At 53.6% G+C, this 17,578-nt stretch carries 5 protein-coding genes; 3 read left to right on the forward strand and 2 right to left on the reverse strand.

The features are described 5' to 3' along the window. Positions 1-44 precede the first annotated feature (44 nt). Positions 45-4,037: a hypothetical protein gene (locus HY774_03375; GenBank protein MBI4747498.1), complete on the forward strand. Its 3,993-nt coding sequence runs from the start codon at positions 45-47 to the stop codon at positions 4,035-4,037. A gap of 520 nt (positions 4,038-4,557) precedes the next feature. Further along, positions 4,558-6,636, forward strand: a complete 2,079-nt coding sequence (locus HY774_03380; GenBank protein MBI4747499.1) for an SBBP repeat-containing protein — start codon at positions 4,558-4,560, stop codon at positions 6,634-6,636. 50 nt (positions 6,637-6,686) lie between these two features. Here the strand turns inward: HY774_03380 and HY774_03385 are convergent, their stop codons facing one another. Both HY774_03385 and HY774_03390 read right to left on the reverse strand, forming a co-directional pair. Then, positions 6,687-7,622 carry a hypothetical protein gene (locus HY774_03385; GenBank protein ID MBI4747500.1) on the reverse strand — a complete coding sequence of 312 codons (936 nt, stop codon included), beginning with the start codon at positions 7,620-7,622 and terminating at the stop codon, positions 6,687-6,689. Between the two features lie 919 nt (positions 7,623-8,541). Further along, positions 8,542-9,606, reverse strand: coding sequence for a hypothetical protein (locus tag HY774_03390; protein ID MBI4747501.1), 1,065 nt, complete (start codon positions 9,604-9,606; stop codon positions 8,542-8,544). 408 nt (positions 9,607-10,014) lie between these two features. On the opposite strand from HY774_03390, the gene HY774_03395 reads away from it, so the two are divergent. Then, on the forward strand, positions 10,015-17,274 hold the full coding sequence (locus HY774_03395; GenBank protein MBI4747502.1) for a DUF11 domain-containing protein: 7,260 nt from the start codon (positions 10,015-10,017) through the stop codon (positions 17,272-17,274). Positions 17,275-17,578: the final 304 nt, after the last annotated feature.

A 17,578-nucleotide genomic window follows, 5' to 3' on the forward strand; every position in this document is an offset into this window, starting at 1 on the left:
TGCCTGCAACCAGTTTGTACTTCTTATGACAAAGGGAGGAAAAGATGAGAAAACAAAGTGTATTCATCTTTTTGCTTGGCGGACTGCTTCTGCTGGGGAGTTCAGTCTGGCAAACCTCTGGGAATAGATATGTTCCCTCCTCTGAGGCAGCCACATTGACGAACCTGAATGTCCCGGTCAAAGCGTTCGTAACCACTTTTCCTTCACCAACCAAACAAGACCTGCCACAGTCTGAAGACGCTCTCTGGCAAGACGTTGATGTGGCAATCACCCGTGCAGTCCAGCTACAGGAACCGAACTGGATCAAACCATTGGAATATCGCTCGGTTGCGCTCAATGAAGGCGCGCTGGCTGGAATTTTGAATCGAGCCCCGCTGGAATTCAGCCCTGAATCCCTCACCAACCGGGTCATCCTGACGTTTCCAATGCCGGATGGCTCTTCTCAGCGGTTTGCGATTGTCGAATCGCCAGTCATGGGGCCAGAACTGGCCGCTGCCTGGACACACATTCGCACCTATGCCGGTCAGGGAATTGACGACCCGACGGCAACCGTTCGGTTTGACGTGTCGCCGGTCGGTCTGCGCGCCATGATCCTTTCTGCCGACGAGACCGTGTTTATTGACCCGGCCAAACGCGGCGGGACCAATCTTTATTTGAGCTATTTCAAACGCAACTACCTGAATGCGGAGAAAGACGCCTTTGAATGCCAGATGACGTCGCCGGAACTCAGCAATCTGGATCAAGGTAATTACAAATTGAGTGTGACGCCGCAGGCACTTCCCTCTGAAAACCCAATCCGGCTGCGAACCTATCGCCTCGTGGTGTGCGCCAATGCCGAATATGGCAATGCTGCCGGAGGTGGTGTTCTGGCCACGGCCCAGGCGGCGGTCGTCACCACCGTGAATCGGGTCACGGGTCTCTATGAACGAGATTTAGCCGTTCGCCTGAGCCTGGTGAATGCCTATGTCTTTGTAGGCACGACGACGGCTGACCCATTTACCGATGGCGCCAACACCAATGCCGGTACAGCCTGGGTTGAAAATACTGCTTACATCAACACCAACTGGGGCGACGCGAATTACGATATCGGTCATTTCTTTTCAACCGGCGCGGGCGGCGCAGGTGATATCGGTCAGGTCTGTGTTGCTGGACGCAAAGCCAACGGTGCGACCGGGCAAGGTTCACCGACCGGCGACGCCTATGATATTGACTATGTCGCTCACGAAATAGGTCACCAGTTTGGTGGTCGTCATACCTTTAACTCAGGCGGCCCTGGTGGATGTGCGGCTGGAACACGTGACACCACTGGTCCGTTGCCAAATACAGTTGAACCCGGCAGCGGGACCACCATCATGGCCTATGCCGGAATTTGCGGGAATCAGGACCTGCAACTGGTCGGTCAGGGTGAAGGCCCGAACGGTGAAGTTTTGACCGGCGCCAGCGATGATTATTTCCATTCAACCAGCATTGAGCGAATCAATGACAACATCACGACCGGCACCAGCACGTGCGGCGCCCAAACCGTCACCGCCAACAACCGGCCAGCGGTGGATGCCGGCGCCAATTTCACGATTCCGGTCAGTACTCCATTCACGTTGACCGCTGCCAGCGGGAGCGACCCGGATAGCAACCCAATTACCTATTGCTGGGAAGAAATGGACCAGGGAACGGCGATTACCTCGGGGAGCGTTCCAAACCCGGATCTGGGCGACAATGCAATTTTCCGCTCGTGGCAGCCAGCCGTCAGTCCATCCCGGACATTCCCTGAACTTTCAGTCATTTTGAATGATCCGACCAAAGAAACCCGGCCTGGGCGCTATGCCAAATCGCTGATTGGCGAAGTCTTGCCCACGACCTCGCGCACGATGACCTTCCGCTGTACGGTGCGCGATAACCAGTCCGGCGGCGGCGGGGTGAACTGGGATTCAATGACGGTCACCTCCAGCGCCGGCGCCGGGCCATTTGTGGTCACGGCCCCAGCCACCGATGTTTGCTGGTCAAACACCCTGGCGCAGACCGTTACCTGGAACGTGGCCAACACCAGCAACGCGCCGGTTTCGTGTAGCAATGTGAAAATTACGCTGTCAACTGATGGCGGCGTGACCTTTCCAACCGTGCTGGCCGCAAGTACCGCCAACGACGGTAGCGAAGCGGTAACTATTCCAGCGGGGGTAACTTCAAGTCAGGCACGAATCAAAGTTGAAGCCGTTGGGAATATCTTCTTTGACATTTCCGCGAAATTCTCACTCAACCAGCCTCCAACGATCACCGCGACGCCAGTCACGGTTGACGCCGGTGAATCAGTCCTGGATGTGCAAATTGCCACGGTGAGCGACCTGGAAGATGCCGCCAGCACACTCACCGTCACCACGGTTGGAATGCTGCCAGCCGGAGTGACCCTTACTGACATTCAGAACACAAACGGCACGATTTCTGCCGATGTGGCAGCGGATTGCACCGCGACGGCGGGAGCCAAAAACATTACCTTGCGCGTGACGGATTCCTGCAGTGGAACGGCTGATGCCACGCTGGTGGTGACCGTTCGCAAGTCACCGCCGACGATTACGGCTGCCGCCCCCATCAGTCGGCAACAAGGCACGCTCGCGACGGTACCGGTGACCATTGCCACGATTGGTGATATTGAAACGCCGATTGCATCGCTTACCTTTACAGTGACGCAACCGATGGGAATCCAAATCACGAATGTTGCCATCAATCCAGGGACGGGCGTGGTCCAGGCCGAAATCCTGGCTGCCTGTACGGCAACCCTGGGTGACAACCTGGTCACGCTTGAAGTTCAAGACGGCTGTGCCCAGACGGCGACGGCGACGTTGACAGTGAACGTCACCGCCAATGTGCCGCCAACGCTTGGGAATTATCTCAACACAACCGTCATCTGGGAGGGCAATGTTGTGGTCACACCAGATGCCGCCCCCAGCGATAATGGCCAGACCGCGCTCGTCACCATTACCGCCACGCCAGTAGCACCGACGCCGTATGCGTTCACCGGGGTCTTGATGGTTGATCAAACCACGGGTGTGGTCACAATTACCAATGCCGGACTTCCAGGCGTCTACCTTGTAACCATCACGGCAACTGATAATTGCGGCGATTCTTCTCAAGCGACATTCCTGCTCAATGTCATTTCAGTCGAACTCAGAAACCTGTACGTTCCCGATACCATGAACAACCGCGTCCAGCGGTTTGACGGCGTGACCTGGTCAACGTTGGGTACCGGAACAGTTGGGTCAGGCAATGGCCAGTTTCATTCGCCTGAAGCCGTGACAACTGACTTCCTTGAGCAAGTGATTTATGTCGCCGATACCGGAAACAACCGAATTCAGTGGTTTGTGACAGGAACTGGATGGTCCAATTTTGCCATGACCGGAAGCAGCCTGAATCAGGTTCGGGCGCCGCAAGGTGTCGCCATGGATCAAACCGGGAATCTCTATGTTTCCGATACCGGAAATGGACGAGTGCTGAGGTTTAATGGCGGAAATCCTGGAAACGCCGTGGTTCTGGCCACGACGGGGAGTGGATCCGGGCAGGTTCGCAGCCCACGCGGACTGGCCATTGATTTAAACTTTAACCTGTATGTGGTTGACCAGCTCAACCAGCGAATCTTGAAAATTTCGGGTGCCGATGTGGTAACGGCTGCCAATACCGGCACGACGCTGGTCACGATGGGCACGGGCCCAAGTCAGGTCCGGTCCCCCGAAGGCATCACGGTTGATAATAACGGGCACGTGTACGTGGCGGACACGGCCAATAACCGGGTGGTGCAATATGCCAATGGAAATCCCGCTACTCCAACGGTTTGGTGCCAGATTGGCGCCAGTCCGGGTCAGGTCCGTGGACCAGAAGGCGTCGCAGTGACCCGATTTCTCATTGGCCCAATGATTGGCCACGCGTTGAGCATCGGAGACACGATGAATAATCGAGTCCAGTCACGACTCCTGGCCGGCGCTGCCTGGACAGTCTGGGGAAACAGCGGCAGTGCGTTGGGTCAGTTCAGAGCCCCCGGCAGATTGCGTTAGCGTTGTTTCTATCGGGTGAAAACCTACCTCCGAAGGCAGGCCCAACCGGCCTGCCTCATAAGCGCCAGGATAAGGATTTTAGGCCCGAAGGGTCGTCGTGTAATAGCGGTGGTGCAAAGCCCACGGTCACGGCCAGGACGAGACCCAATCCCGACAAGAGCATTATTCAATGCCAACGGAAAGGACACGGGTTTTCTTATCCTGGCGCTCATACCGGCCAGCCTTCCGGTTTGTTAAATCAGGCTTGAATCCAAACCTGGTCGAACCCGTGGGCTTCGCACCACGGCTATTGCACAACGACCCTCCGGGCCTCAACCCCCTATCCCCTATCCTCCATCCTCCATCCTCCATCCTCTTGTTCCTTCACCTCTGGGCGTGGTGTAATGCCTCAGGCGAACCAACCATCCACACGATAGAATCATTCTCCTCCGTCAGGTACTTTTCACTCCTGGCGGCTGCACACGAACTCAGATCTTTATCAAACACTTTATTACAACCAGATTATAAGGAGCGCATTTTTATGATGAATAATAAACACCAATTTTCACAATGGGTTACCCTTATTGCAGCAATTGGAATGTGTGTCTTTCAGCCTGGATTTGGCAGGTGGATCGCAAGTGGAAAACCGCTCCTGAAACAATCTCCGAATGTCGCCCAAACGACGTTTTCAACCTATCTTGGTGGAAACAGCAGCGAATCTATTGTGACGACGCTGGCTGATGCGGGAGGAAACAGCTATGTCATTGGGTCAACCAGTTCGACTGATTTTCCAACCCTGAATGCATTTCAATCCACGCTGACACTCCCGACCGTGCCGGGGGCAACGGTGACGAAATTTGATCAAACCGGAAGACTTGTTTATTCGACCTACATTGCCGGACGCGAACTCCTGACGATCCACGACGCCAGAGTTGATGCCGGAGGCTCGCTCCATTTGGTTGGATCAACCACGGCGAAAAACCTGCCCACGGCCAAAGCCTTCCAGCCAGAAAATGGCGGACGCCGTGATTTGTTTGTCGCCAAGCTAGACCCGTTCGGAGGGCTCGTGTTTTTGACCTATCTCGGAGGCCGCTCCAACGAAGAATTCAAAGCCTTTGAACTCGACTTTGCCGGCAATCTGTTTATTGCCGGCACAACGCTTTCGGCCAACTTCCCACAAAAGCGCGCCTTCCAGAAAAAAACGGATGATCCAAACCGTGACGGAGAGATTGATGTGTTTGTGACCAAGCTTGATCAAGCCGGGAAGTTGGTGTTTTCGACGCCGCTTGGCGGAACGGGAAACAACACCGAAGCCCTCGTGGCCATGAAAGTTGATCGTTCGGGAAATGTCGTCCTGGCTGGCACAACCGATTCCAGTTCATTTCCGACCAAAAAAGCCTTCCAGCCAAAACGCCGGGGCACAACTGATGTCTTTGTAACGAAGCTCGATGCGCGTGGAAAAGCGATTTATTCAACCTACCTTGGCGGCGGTGCTCCCGATCTGGTCCACGGTATTGCCCTTGATCAATCAGACAATGTAGTGGTTTTCGGGATTACCAACGCGGTTGATTATCCAACCGTCAATGCGTTTCAAACCGCTTATAGCGGGGCAGAAGATATTTTTCTGACGAAGTTGAATGTCATCGGCGGTGTGGTTTTTTCGACGCTTCTGGGTGGCAGCAGCAACGAACACATTGGATTACCGGCGACCTACACCAACGGATTAAGCATTGATGCAGCAGGGTTTATCTACGTGAATGGCTACACGCTTTCCACTGACTTTGGCACACGCAACGCTGCCCAGCCAGTCAGCACTGGCGGTGGAGACCACTTTGCGGCTCGACTTTCACCAACGGGAGAGATGATCTTTTGTACCTATCTGGGCGGACGTGCCCGTGAAGAACTCGGGCGTGGGTTTATTGATTCCGGTCAGAATTTGTATGTCATCGGTACAACCTGGTCGGGAAATTATCCGGTGGCCAATGCCTTCCAGCCCGAACATGGCGGCGCGGCTGATGTGGAAGTAACAAAATTGAACCCGCAAGGTGAACTTGTCTTTTCGACCTACCTTGGCGGAAGCAGCCTGGATCTGATTACCAATGCCGTTGAAGCCCCGGACGGTTCGTTTGTCGTGACCGGAGAAACAACTTCAAGTGATATTCCACTGGTGAACCCATTTCGGAGCACACAAGCCGACCTCTTTGTGTTGCGTATTTCGCCGAGCGGCACGGTTGTTTACTCGACATACATTGGTGGGAATGGAACAGATAAACTTTTGGCAGGAAATGGATTAACCGTTGATCAGTCAGGAAATGCGTACCTTTTTGGTGAGACCAATTCGACTGATTTCCCACTGGTCAACGGAGGCAGCAAACAACCTCAATCAACCTCTGACCTCGACTTTTTTATCACGCGGCTTGGTGCCCAGGGCACAGTTTCCTTTTCAACCTGTGTAGGTGGAACATCGCTTGAACTCAACGGCTTTCCATTACTTTCCGCAACTGGGCGAGTGGTGTTTTTCGGCCAGACCCGATCCTCCAATTTTCCGTTGACGAATGCTATCCAATCAAACCTCAATGGCGAACAGGATTTGTTTGTCACTGCGATTGAAACTCAATAATACCGGAGAGGGATAAGAAACGAGTCACTGTAATGACAAAACAGTCCCCTTTACTTCCCACGTTTTAACTGTTCGTTTTGCCGTTTGAGATTTTCCAATGTTTCCTGGATTGAAGGAACATTCAGTTGGGCTCGTTCCTGGTCAGTTACAGCCTTTTGGTCAAAGGGTTCAACCGTCCACTGATTGTTTTCCATTTTTGACTGGGTACCGTAAATTTGAGGCTTCCCAACCGACCATAAATAGCGATCCCAGGTCGCGGCTGAAAGCCATTTGGCCTGCTCGACGTTTGGATCCAGTTCAAGTGCTTTTTTGCAGAACTGATGAGCCATCAAATAATCTTCGGATTTCAAGCTATGTTGGAAAATCATGGCGGCATGATAATAATCGTGTCCTGTTTTCAGACGACCTGCTTTGATGAATTGCTTGACTTTGGCGCGTCGTTGCTCATCGTGCCTGGATACCACCTTCCAATTTATTTCTTCCGGGATCCGTTCAGCCTGGTCTTCTTTGTACATTGTAAACAATTCAGGATCATAGAGATGAGCATTCTTTTTCAGCATCTCGTCCCAGTTCTTTTTCAACCGCTTCTCCAGTTTTGACCATTCCTTTGATTGTCGTAATCGGGTTAAATCTGGATCGAAGCGTGCGTGCGGCCAGCTTGAGTACCCTTTATCCAGAGCTTTTGAAAGTGCGGCCAGAGCTTTGGACCTTTGGTTCAGAAGTTCATAGTCGCAGGCCAGATCATAGTTCATGATGGCATCATCTTCGCCGCGTTTTGTGGCCTCGTGAATATAAGCGATTGCCTCTTGATAATTTTTAGATTTGTAAGCCTGGCGACTAAAATAAAAGAGTAATCCTGATTCCTCTGCCGTCCGCCAATTTCCCTCATCGTTTCTGAACCAGTCTCGTCCCCCCTGCTCAGTGATGCAAAGGACTTCGGTGCGATCTGGAGTTGTCCAAAAAGTACCATTGGCTAAGTCTTTCATATGTTGAAGGGCAGTTTCTTTTCTTTGATCAATCTTGCCCAATTTAGCAGTAAGCAGTTTTTCAAGCTCTTTTGGATCTGTTTCTGGCTTAATTCCTAAGGCCAATAAATTTGACCGCAAAAATCGGCTGGTAAAATATGATAAATAGTGCTCGCCTACTTTGCCTGCATTTAACAACGAGGATTGGTGCGCTAAAAAGGCTTTAATTTCAGTAATTTGCTGATCTGACGCAGAGAGCAGCCCTGGAAGCGGAGGCTGTTGCGGGGTGACGGCAGATTGGGTTAACTGGCTGGCATAAGTTTTCTTACTTATGGAACTGCTCCAGGTATAAAATCCTAAGTACCTTACCGAAAATTTCCAGACATTTTAACCACGAAACACACGAACGACACGAAAAGAATCAAACACTTACCCAATCCAATATCTCAGGAAACTTATGACAAGGTACTTATAAGCAGTAGGATCATTAATGTAAATTGTTTGAGCATTAGTTGCTTTTTCATAAGTATCCCCATTGTACCAGGATAAAACCTCAGAAGGCTGAAACACATTTGTGCATGATTGGAAGTCAATTAAGTACCTTACCGAAAATTTCCAGACATTTTAACCACGGAAAACACGGAAAAAAATCAAGCACTTCCCAAATCCAATATCTCAGGAAACTTATGACACGGTACTTACAACATCAGTTCCTTGAATGAATCAACCCATTTCGCTCTCGTTGATTCCAAACAAAGGTTTTTTGCAACCAGGAAGCCCTGCCACGCCGAATTGCTGGCCCAAAATGGACTGTACTGGAATCTCTGGACCTCATCCAGCACGATGGATTTTGAGAATTAGGGTTCCGGGTTCCAGGGTTTCGAATTTTTGTCCTTTTTGTTTTTTCGAAAACCCGGAAGCGCGGAACCCGGAAGCTCGCTCACCCCAACTGCCCACTGATAATCGCCCACGCGGTCAATGCACTGTTGAAACTGACGTAAAACCCATAGGCATTGTACAAAGCGCTTCCCCAGTTGCTCTGTACATCAACGGGCAGCGCGGCATTTGACACCGGGTCCGAAAGGGTTCGCACAAACCCAAAGGCCATGCCCTGGGTGCAACAGGCCAGCCCCACAATGGCGTCATCCATCTCAATACAGGCAAAATCAGCAAAGTTCCCTTCCGTGTTTCCAACAATAAAAGTAGCCGTCGTCAACAACGAAGTCCCCTCGGGTGTCATGTTGTAAATCAACGGAATCGGGTCCCCCATATCAAGATTGTCAGGGTCGAAATCACTCAGCGTATAGTCCGTGCTGTAATACTGATTAAACTGCTGAGTAATTGATTCCAGGTCCGATTCAGTCGTCGGCACCGGAAACAGCAAATAGTCAAAATTTGGGGCTTCCAGAACTGACCAGTTGGCAAGCCAGTCATTGCGATAGGTCGGCCAATCTGGCTGCGGAACATCCGGAAGGTGAAGTGTCGCGGCCTGAACTACCCGCACTGTTCCGGTGTGATCGTACACCTGGGCTCCGCCAGCCGTTCCGGTTGAGAGCACCAGGGATGGCTTCACCGCTGCAATCAGATTGGTAACCATTTGCTCCAGATAGGTCGGCCCCGGCCAGGGATAATGCGTGTTTGATTTAAACAGCAGGACATTCCGCCCCTGGATTTGAACCAGCCGGTAATATCCCCAATAAAGCCAGGGATCTGACCCTGAATAGGGCGGCATACCCCAGTTGTATATCTGCCAGCCGCTCCAGTAGGCGGTGTTTTGTTCTGAATAAGGCATCGTGCTGTTGCTGTTGCAGAAAACCTGCTCCAGGGCCGCCCATTCGGTTGGCGACCAGGTTATGAGAATCACGTCGGCCTGGGGGAGCGCTCCGGCGGGCGTGTCGAGTAAAACCGGAGCTTGCTGACCAATCAAACTCCAGTCAATCGAAGGCAGCGGCGGCGTGTTTTGAATCACGGGCACAAAATAGGTGTCTTGTTGAACTTGTCGCATGGGTTCGGCTCCTGTGGTGAAGTTGTGTTTTTGGCAATCGCGATGGTTTCTCAAACAAATCTTTCAAACAATTACTGTTGATCAAGTCAAAATCAAGGACAAATCTGGCTGGACTGGCGATAAGTTGCCAAATATGAAAGCGCCGACAAGTCGGCCCACTCCAAAGAGATTTCCTGTCTTCAAATTTGCGGGTAATCGGCATATGATGACGCCGCTCCACTCAAAAAACTCAACTCTCTTTTTCCTTTATCCAGGTTCCACAACATCGCAGTTACTTGACGCTGAACTCAATCAGGGTAGGGTTTGCCGCGCCGGCCCCTGGTTGCTTCATGTCTTCCTCCTCAACCGATACTGGTCAGGTTCTTCTCCCCCGGAAGACTGGCCAGGTTTGCCCTGGAGCCAAATCGTATGCCCTCCCCTCAAAGCCAGAGCCGTCCTGCTTCCCGACATTTGTTTCAGCCTGCCATTGGATTTGTTCTCAGTCTGAGTTGCTGTTTGCTGCTCGGATGGCACGGGTTCCCGGTCAATAAACCTGCCGCCGCTTCATTTTCTCAAGCTCCAAAATATTCTGAAGCCTCCCCTATTTCGCTCTTTGCGGCTGGGCATGGGAACCCCTATGTCAATGTGACGGATGGCCGCCCGCTGAGTGGCGAATTGACGCTGACGGCTGAAAATACTTCGACGGCTCGACTGGCACCGCTCGCACTGACGGCTGGAGATTTTACCGGGGATGGATGGCCAGATCTCATCAGTACATACACCGATGGCTTTCAAGGAATCGTGCGCCTGCATCCTGGAAATATGGATGCACGCTACCCGACATCACCAGCGGCACAGGCTCACAAACAGGCTGGAACGTTTTCAGATGAGCCATTCCTATCGGCAAGGACGGAAGTTTTGATCCCACAGCCAGCCCACTTCGTTGGAACGGGAGATTTTAACGTTGATGGTCGGCTCGATCTCGTAACGGCGGCCCAGGGCGGAACGGCGCTGTTCTGGCTCGCGGGCAATGGTCAGGGTGGATTTGAAGCGCCACTCATGATTGAGGTAAATGGACTGATTACGGCCTTTGCGAGCGGCGAAATCAACCAGCCGGATGGGGCACAGGATATCGTGGTTGGAATCACTCGCCAGGACCAGGCCCTGGCACTTGTCTTTGAATCAACCGCTCGCGGATTGTTTGGCACACCGAAAACCATTGCACTTCCCTTCCCGGCAACAAGTCTGGCACTGGGACGTGTCAATGATGATTCCTGGTCAGATCTGGTCGTGGCGGCTGGCACCGAGTTGCAAGTCATCCAAGGCCGGGATCGCCTTTCGGTTCTGAATGAACCGTCGTTTGACGCCGCACTCAAAGCCCGACGAGTTTTTTCTGAACCGGTTGTCAGTGTGGCGACTGGCCGTTTTACCAGCACCACCCACGATGACATTGCCCTCTCAACCCAAAGTGGAGAAGTTCTGGTACTCGATGATGTTGACCAACGACGGCGCGAACTGTCGGAATCGGACGAATCTTCATCGGAAACCCGCCGTCCAGTGGCCCTGCCAGCACAAATCCCACTGGAACAATGGCAATCACATCAGCTTGGACAGATCATCCCTCAGGCCAGACTTGTGGTCACCAAAACATCGAGTCTTCCGACGGATGACCTGATGGTGGTTGGTGCCGGAAGCCAGCTTCGATTGCTGACAGCCGTTGGAAAAGTGGATTCCACATATTCTGGATTGGATTCGGAACTGGTTGAATTTTCAGCTTTTACGCCACCAGTTGCGGCACTTCCGATGCGCTTGAACGGTGATGGCCTGGATGATCTGGTAATTTTGAGCGACACCGAACAGCCGCTCTCCAAACTTGTCACTGAACCGCTGGCGACGTTTGTGGTGACCAATACCGGCGATAACGGCGGCGTCAACCCGGCGGCGGGTGCCGGAACCGGGACGCTTCGACAGGCAATTGTGGATGCCAATGCCACCGTAGCGGCAGATATGATCTCGTTCAACATTGCGGGCGCCGGCGTCCAAACCATCACCCTGGCGGCAACATTGCCGAACATTACCCGCCCGGTCACGATTGACGGCACCACCCAACCTGGTGCGAGCACAGGCACCTGGCCACCAACCTTGTTGATTGAACTCAACGGCACCAGCGCAGGTGCCGTTAATGGACTCAATTTCACTGGCGCCAACAGCAACAACAGCGTGGTCAAAGGGTTGATTGTCAACCGGTTTAATGCCGCCAGCCCGAGCGGGATCGGTATTCGTGCTGCCGGCCCAACCAACATCACCATTCAATATAACCTGATTGGGACAGATTCAACCGGAAACGTGGCTTCGGCCAATCGGATTGGCATTTCCATCAGCAACACCAGCGCATCATGCGTGATCGGCGGCACGACCGTCGGTGAGCGAAACCTGGTCAGTGGAAATTCAGTTGATGGGATCAATGTCTCAAGTGATACGGCGGATGGAGCGACGATTCGCGGCAACATCGTCGGCCTGAATGCTGCCGGAGCGGCTGATCTCGGCAACACCGTTGATGGCATCGGGCTGGCCAATAGTGTAGACAATGTGACCATCGGCGGCAGTACCGCCAGCGACCGCAACATCATTTCCGGCAATGACGGAGACGGCATTGAAGTCAACAACCTGGACATCAGCGGAACGCTCATCCAGGGAAATTTCATCGGTACTGACCTCACCGGCGCCAGTGACCTGGGGAATACAGGCCGGGGAATTTTTAATAATACAACGCCGGGAACCGCTATTGGCGGAAGTACGGCGACGCCGGGAACCGCTCCAGGAAATGTCATTTCCGGCAACAATGACCAGGGAGTTGAAATTCTCAATGACACTGCCGATGGCGTGACGATTCGTGGCAACATCATTGGTCTGAATGCCGCTGGCAATGCCGATTTGGGCAACACACTCAATGGCGTCCGGGTCGCGACCAGTGCTGACAACACTGCTATCGGAGGCACCGCCGCAACTGACCGCAACGTGATTTCCGGCAATGATGAAGACGGCGTGGAAATTACCGATGCGGCAACGCCAGTGATTGCAGGAACAATGATTCAGGGAAATTTCATCGGCACCGACCTCACTGGCGCGGTGGATCTCGGCAATACCGTGAACGGCGTTTCGATTACGAATGCCCCTGGAACAGCCATTGGTGGCACGACGACGACCCCAGGAACGGCGCCGGGCAATGTGATTTCCGGAAATAACGGTCAAGGAATTGACGTGAGAAATGACCCGGCTGACGGCACCACGATTCAAGGCAATATCGTCGGCCTGACTGCGGCGGGAACAGCAGATCTTGGCAATACCCAGGATGGAATCCGCATTGCCAACAGCGCCGACACCACCGCGATTGGTGGAATGACCGCCACGGTCCGCAATGTGATTTCCGGCAATGACGACGACGGAATTGACGTCAACGACAATGCGATTACTGGAACCGTCATTCAGGGCAATTTCATTGGAACTGACCTGACCGGCGCCGTTGATTTGGGAAATACCGATGACGGCATTGTCAACACCAGTGCCCCAGGAACCACCATCGGTGGGAGCACCACGACACCTGGAACCGCCCCCGGCAACGTCATTTCAGGCAACAATAGCGATGGCGTTGAAATCGTTAACGATGCCGCTGACGGAACGACCTTCCGAGGCAACATCATTGGGTTAACGGCGGCGGGAACTTCCAACCTGGGCAACGGAGCCAATGGAATCCTGGTCGGCACCAGTTCCGACAATACCGTGATTGGCGGCAGCACGGCCAACGACCGCAACATCATTTCTGGAAACACAGCCAACGGCATTGATGCCAGCAGCACGGCTTCGACCGGCACGATGATTCAGGGCAACTATATTGGAACAGATATCAATGGAACGGCTGACCTCGGCAACGGTCAGGACGGCATCACCACCAGCAACCCGGCCTGTCAGATTGGTGGAAGCACCACGACGCCGGGAACGGCACCCGGCAATGTCATTTCCGGCAATGACAGCGATGGGGTCTCGATTTCCAACGATGCGGCGGACGGATGCACCATCAACGGCAACATCATCGGCCTGAGCGCCAATGGTACGGCTGATCTTGGCAATTCATTCAATGGCGTTCAGATTTCCGGTAGTGCTGACAACACGCTGATTGGTGGAACGACTGCCAACGACCGCAACATTCTCTCTGGCAACGATACCAGCGGCATGTTGCTCACCAGCACGGCCAGTACCGGAAGCACCATCCAGGGAAATTTCATCGGAACGGACATCACGGGGACGCTTGATGTGGGCAATACCCAGGATGGGATCAATGTTGACAACACACCGGGCGCCCAAATTGGCGGCATGACAACGACACCGGGCACCGCTCCTGGCAATGTTATTTCCGGTAATAACAGCGATGGGATTGAAATCACTGGCGACACGGCTGACACCAGCGCCATTCGTGGCAATATTATTGGATTGAATGCCACCGGCGCCGCTGCGGTTGGAAACGGAGTGAATGGTGTTTTGATCACCAATAGCGCCGACACCGCCACGGTTGGCGGCACCACGGCCAATGAACGCAACGTCATCTCCGGCAACGGTCAGGACGGCGTCAGAATTACTGCCACTGATACAACCGGCCATATCGTCAGCGGCAATTTCATTGGAACGGATATCAACGGCACGGCTGATTTGGGGAATTCCCTGATTGGGGTTGAAATCATCAGCAGCTCGGGGAATACCATCGGAGGCACAACGGCGGGTGCACGCAATATCATTTCGGGCAATACCCAGGATGGCGTCTCAATGAACACTGTCCCCGCCACCAATAATCTGGTCATCGGCAATTTCATTGGCACGGACGTCAACGGCACCACGGCATTAGGAAATTCATTTTCCGGAGTGCGCATCAACGGCTGCTCAAACAACACGGTCGGCGGCACCACGGCTGGCACCGGCAACCTTCTGTCAGGCAATGCGGGTGATGGCGTTGCGATTTTGGGTGCGGCGGCAACTGGAAATCAAGTCATCGGCAATTTCATAGGGACAGATATCAACGGCACGGCTGATTTGGGCAATTTGCTCAATGGCGTCGAAATCATTGGAAGTTCTGGCAATACCGTCGGCGGCACGACGGTGAGCGCACGAAACATCATTTCTGGAAACACCCAGGATGGCGTTTCAATCAACACCGCACCAGCGGCGAATAATCTGGTCATCGGCAATTTCATTGGAACAAACGTCACCGGTACGTCAGCGCTGGGGAATTCCTTTTCCGGTGTGCGCATCAATGGTTGTTCAAACAACAGGGTTGGGGGCACAACAGCGGGTGAACGCAATATCCTTTCAGCAAACACCGGCGACGGTGTGGCAATTTTGGGAGCAGCGACCGGAAACCAGATTGTGGGCAACTCCATCGGCACCACCGTCAACGGCACTGGAGATTTAGGCAATCTTCTGGCTGGAATCGAACTCCTGACTGGCAGTAGCAGCACTGAGGTTCGTGGGAATGTGATTTCCTGTAACCACCGCCAGGGAGGCACCATTACGGCGCTCAATGCCAACATCTATATCACTGGTTCAAACAGCAACACGATTGCCGGGAATATCATTGGACTCCAGGCAAACGGCAGCACCTTTGCCCCCAATGGCGGGCCACGGGGGGTGTTTCTGGCCAATGGTTCAAGCAGCAATCAGGTTGGCGGCACCACGGTCGCAGACCGGAACGTGATTTCCGGCCATCAACACAACGGCGTTGAAATCTTCAACACCGCGACCGCAAATCAAATCCAGGGGAATTTCATCGGCGTGGCCAGTGATGGGACAACCGCCCGAAGCAATGGGAACAATGGTGTTGGAATTGGCGCCGCCAGTAATAACCTGATCGGCGGAACCGGCGCCGGTGAAGCCAATCTGATTACAGCCAATGGACGCAATGGTGTCAGCATCTCCAGCGGCACCGGCAATCAAGTTTTGAGCAATGTGATTTTTGCCAACACGCTGCTTGGAATTGATCTTGGTGACGATGGCGTCGTCCAGGCCAACGACACAGGTGACGGAGACAGCGGCGGCAACAACCTGCAAAACTTCCCGGTTCTGTCAGCCGCCTACTTTACCGGCACCACAACCCAGATTCAGGGAACACTCAACAGCACGGCGGGTCGGACGTTCCGGATTGAATTTTTTACCAATCCGACATGTGATAGCTCAGGCAATGGCGAAGGCCAGGTGTTGCTCAGTTCAATGGTGATGACGACCAATGGCAGCGGCAACGCCACCATCAACGTCACTCTGGCCATGGCGACAACACTCGGGGAAACCATCACCGCCACGGCGACTGATCAAACCAGCCAAGACACTTCAGAGTTTTCAGCCTGCCGCACCGTCACACTTGCGCCGCCAACACTGACCAAGTCATTTACGCCAGACACGATTCTGGTTGGTCAGACGTCAGTTTTGACCTTCACGATCACCAACCCAAACAGCAACAGTGGATTGTCTGGAATTTCCTTTACCGATCCACTGCCGGGCGGTGTCCTGATCGCCAATCCAAATGGCCTCGTCAATGGATGCGGAGGAACAGTGACCGCGACATCCGGAACGGGCACTATTACTTATGGGAGTGGCAACCTTGCTGCGAACGGAAGCTGTACCTTTAGCGTGACGGTCCTTGGAGCGACAACCGGCACCAAGGTCAACACCACCAACCCGATTTCCGCAATGGAAAGCGGCTCAGGAGGCACGGCCACCGCCACCCTTGTGGTTGGCGAAACAGTTGAATTTGCCGTGCTGTATGTTGCCGACACAACCAATAACCGCATTCAACGCTTTGACGGAACGACGTGGTCACTCGTCGGTACCGGTGTGGTTGGCTCAGGGAACGGTCAATTCCGGGCGCCGGAAGCGGTGACCGCCAATCCATCCGGGCTCGTGATCTATGTCGCCGATACCAATAACAACCGCATCCAGTGGTCAACCGACGGCGGAGCAAACTGGAGTAATTTCGCCACCGTCGGTTCAGCGCCAAATCAGGTTCGGTCACCGCAAGGAGTAGCACTTGATCGGGACGGCAATCTCTATGTCTCAGATACCGGAAACGGACGGGTGATGCGCTTTACGGGTGGTCTTCCTGGCGCTGGCGTCATCATTGCCACCAATGGTGCCGCGAGCGGTCAGGTGAGTGGTCCACGCGGGCTCGCCATCAACAGTGCCTTTGAGCTTTTTGTGACGGATGAAACCAATAGCCGGATTCTCAGGATTAACAACGCCAACACGGTGCTCACCGGCACGTCCGGCACCATCGTCGCCACCGCCGGGTCAGCGCTCAACAAAGTCCAGAATCCTCAGGGAATTGCAGTTGATAACACCGGCAATATGTATGTTGCCGACACGGGAAATTCCCGCATTCTGCGCTGGACCAATTCCAATCCAAATAATTCAACCTCTTTGGCATTGGTTGGCAGTCAACTCGGCCAGGTGAATCGGGCTGAAGGTGTTACCATCTGCCAGTTTGCCGCAGGCCCCTTCGCTGGACAGTCGTCGCTGGTGGTTGGCGACACCCTCAACAACCGCATTCAAGGTCGGTTGCTGGCGAGCGGCCCCTGGGCATTGATCGGCGCACCAAATGGCATCGGTAGCGGGGTTGGGCAATTCCGGGCACCGTCCAAAATTCGGTGAGACGGCACCTCGAAGAGGTAGCGATAAGGTAGCCTGGGGTGGCTTTATACCCCAGGGTCCAGTGCCCATAAGCGCCAGGATAAGGATCGGAGTCCTGCAGGGACGGCATTGAATAGCCGGGGTGCGTCAGCCCCCGGTCCCGGTCAGATCAAGGCCAAAGCCCTGCAGGGGCGACATAAAACACAAGCAGATGGTTCAAATTTTCCCCTTCTGTAAATTTTTCCGTGATGGGCTCAGAATTCAGGTTTCAGCCTGCGAAGCAAGTGGGAGAAAGTAGCCCCCGGTGCAACCGGGGGATCGGTCG

The sequence above is a fragment of the Acidobacteriota bacterium genome (assembly GCA_016208495.1).
Lineage (GTDB): Bacteria > Acidobacteriota > Blastocatellia > Chloracidobacteriales > Chloracidobacteriaceae > JACQXX01.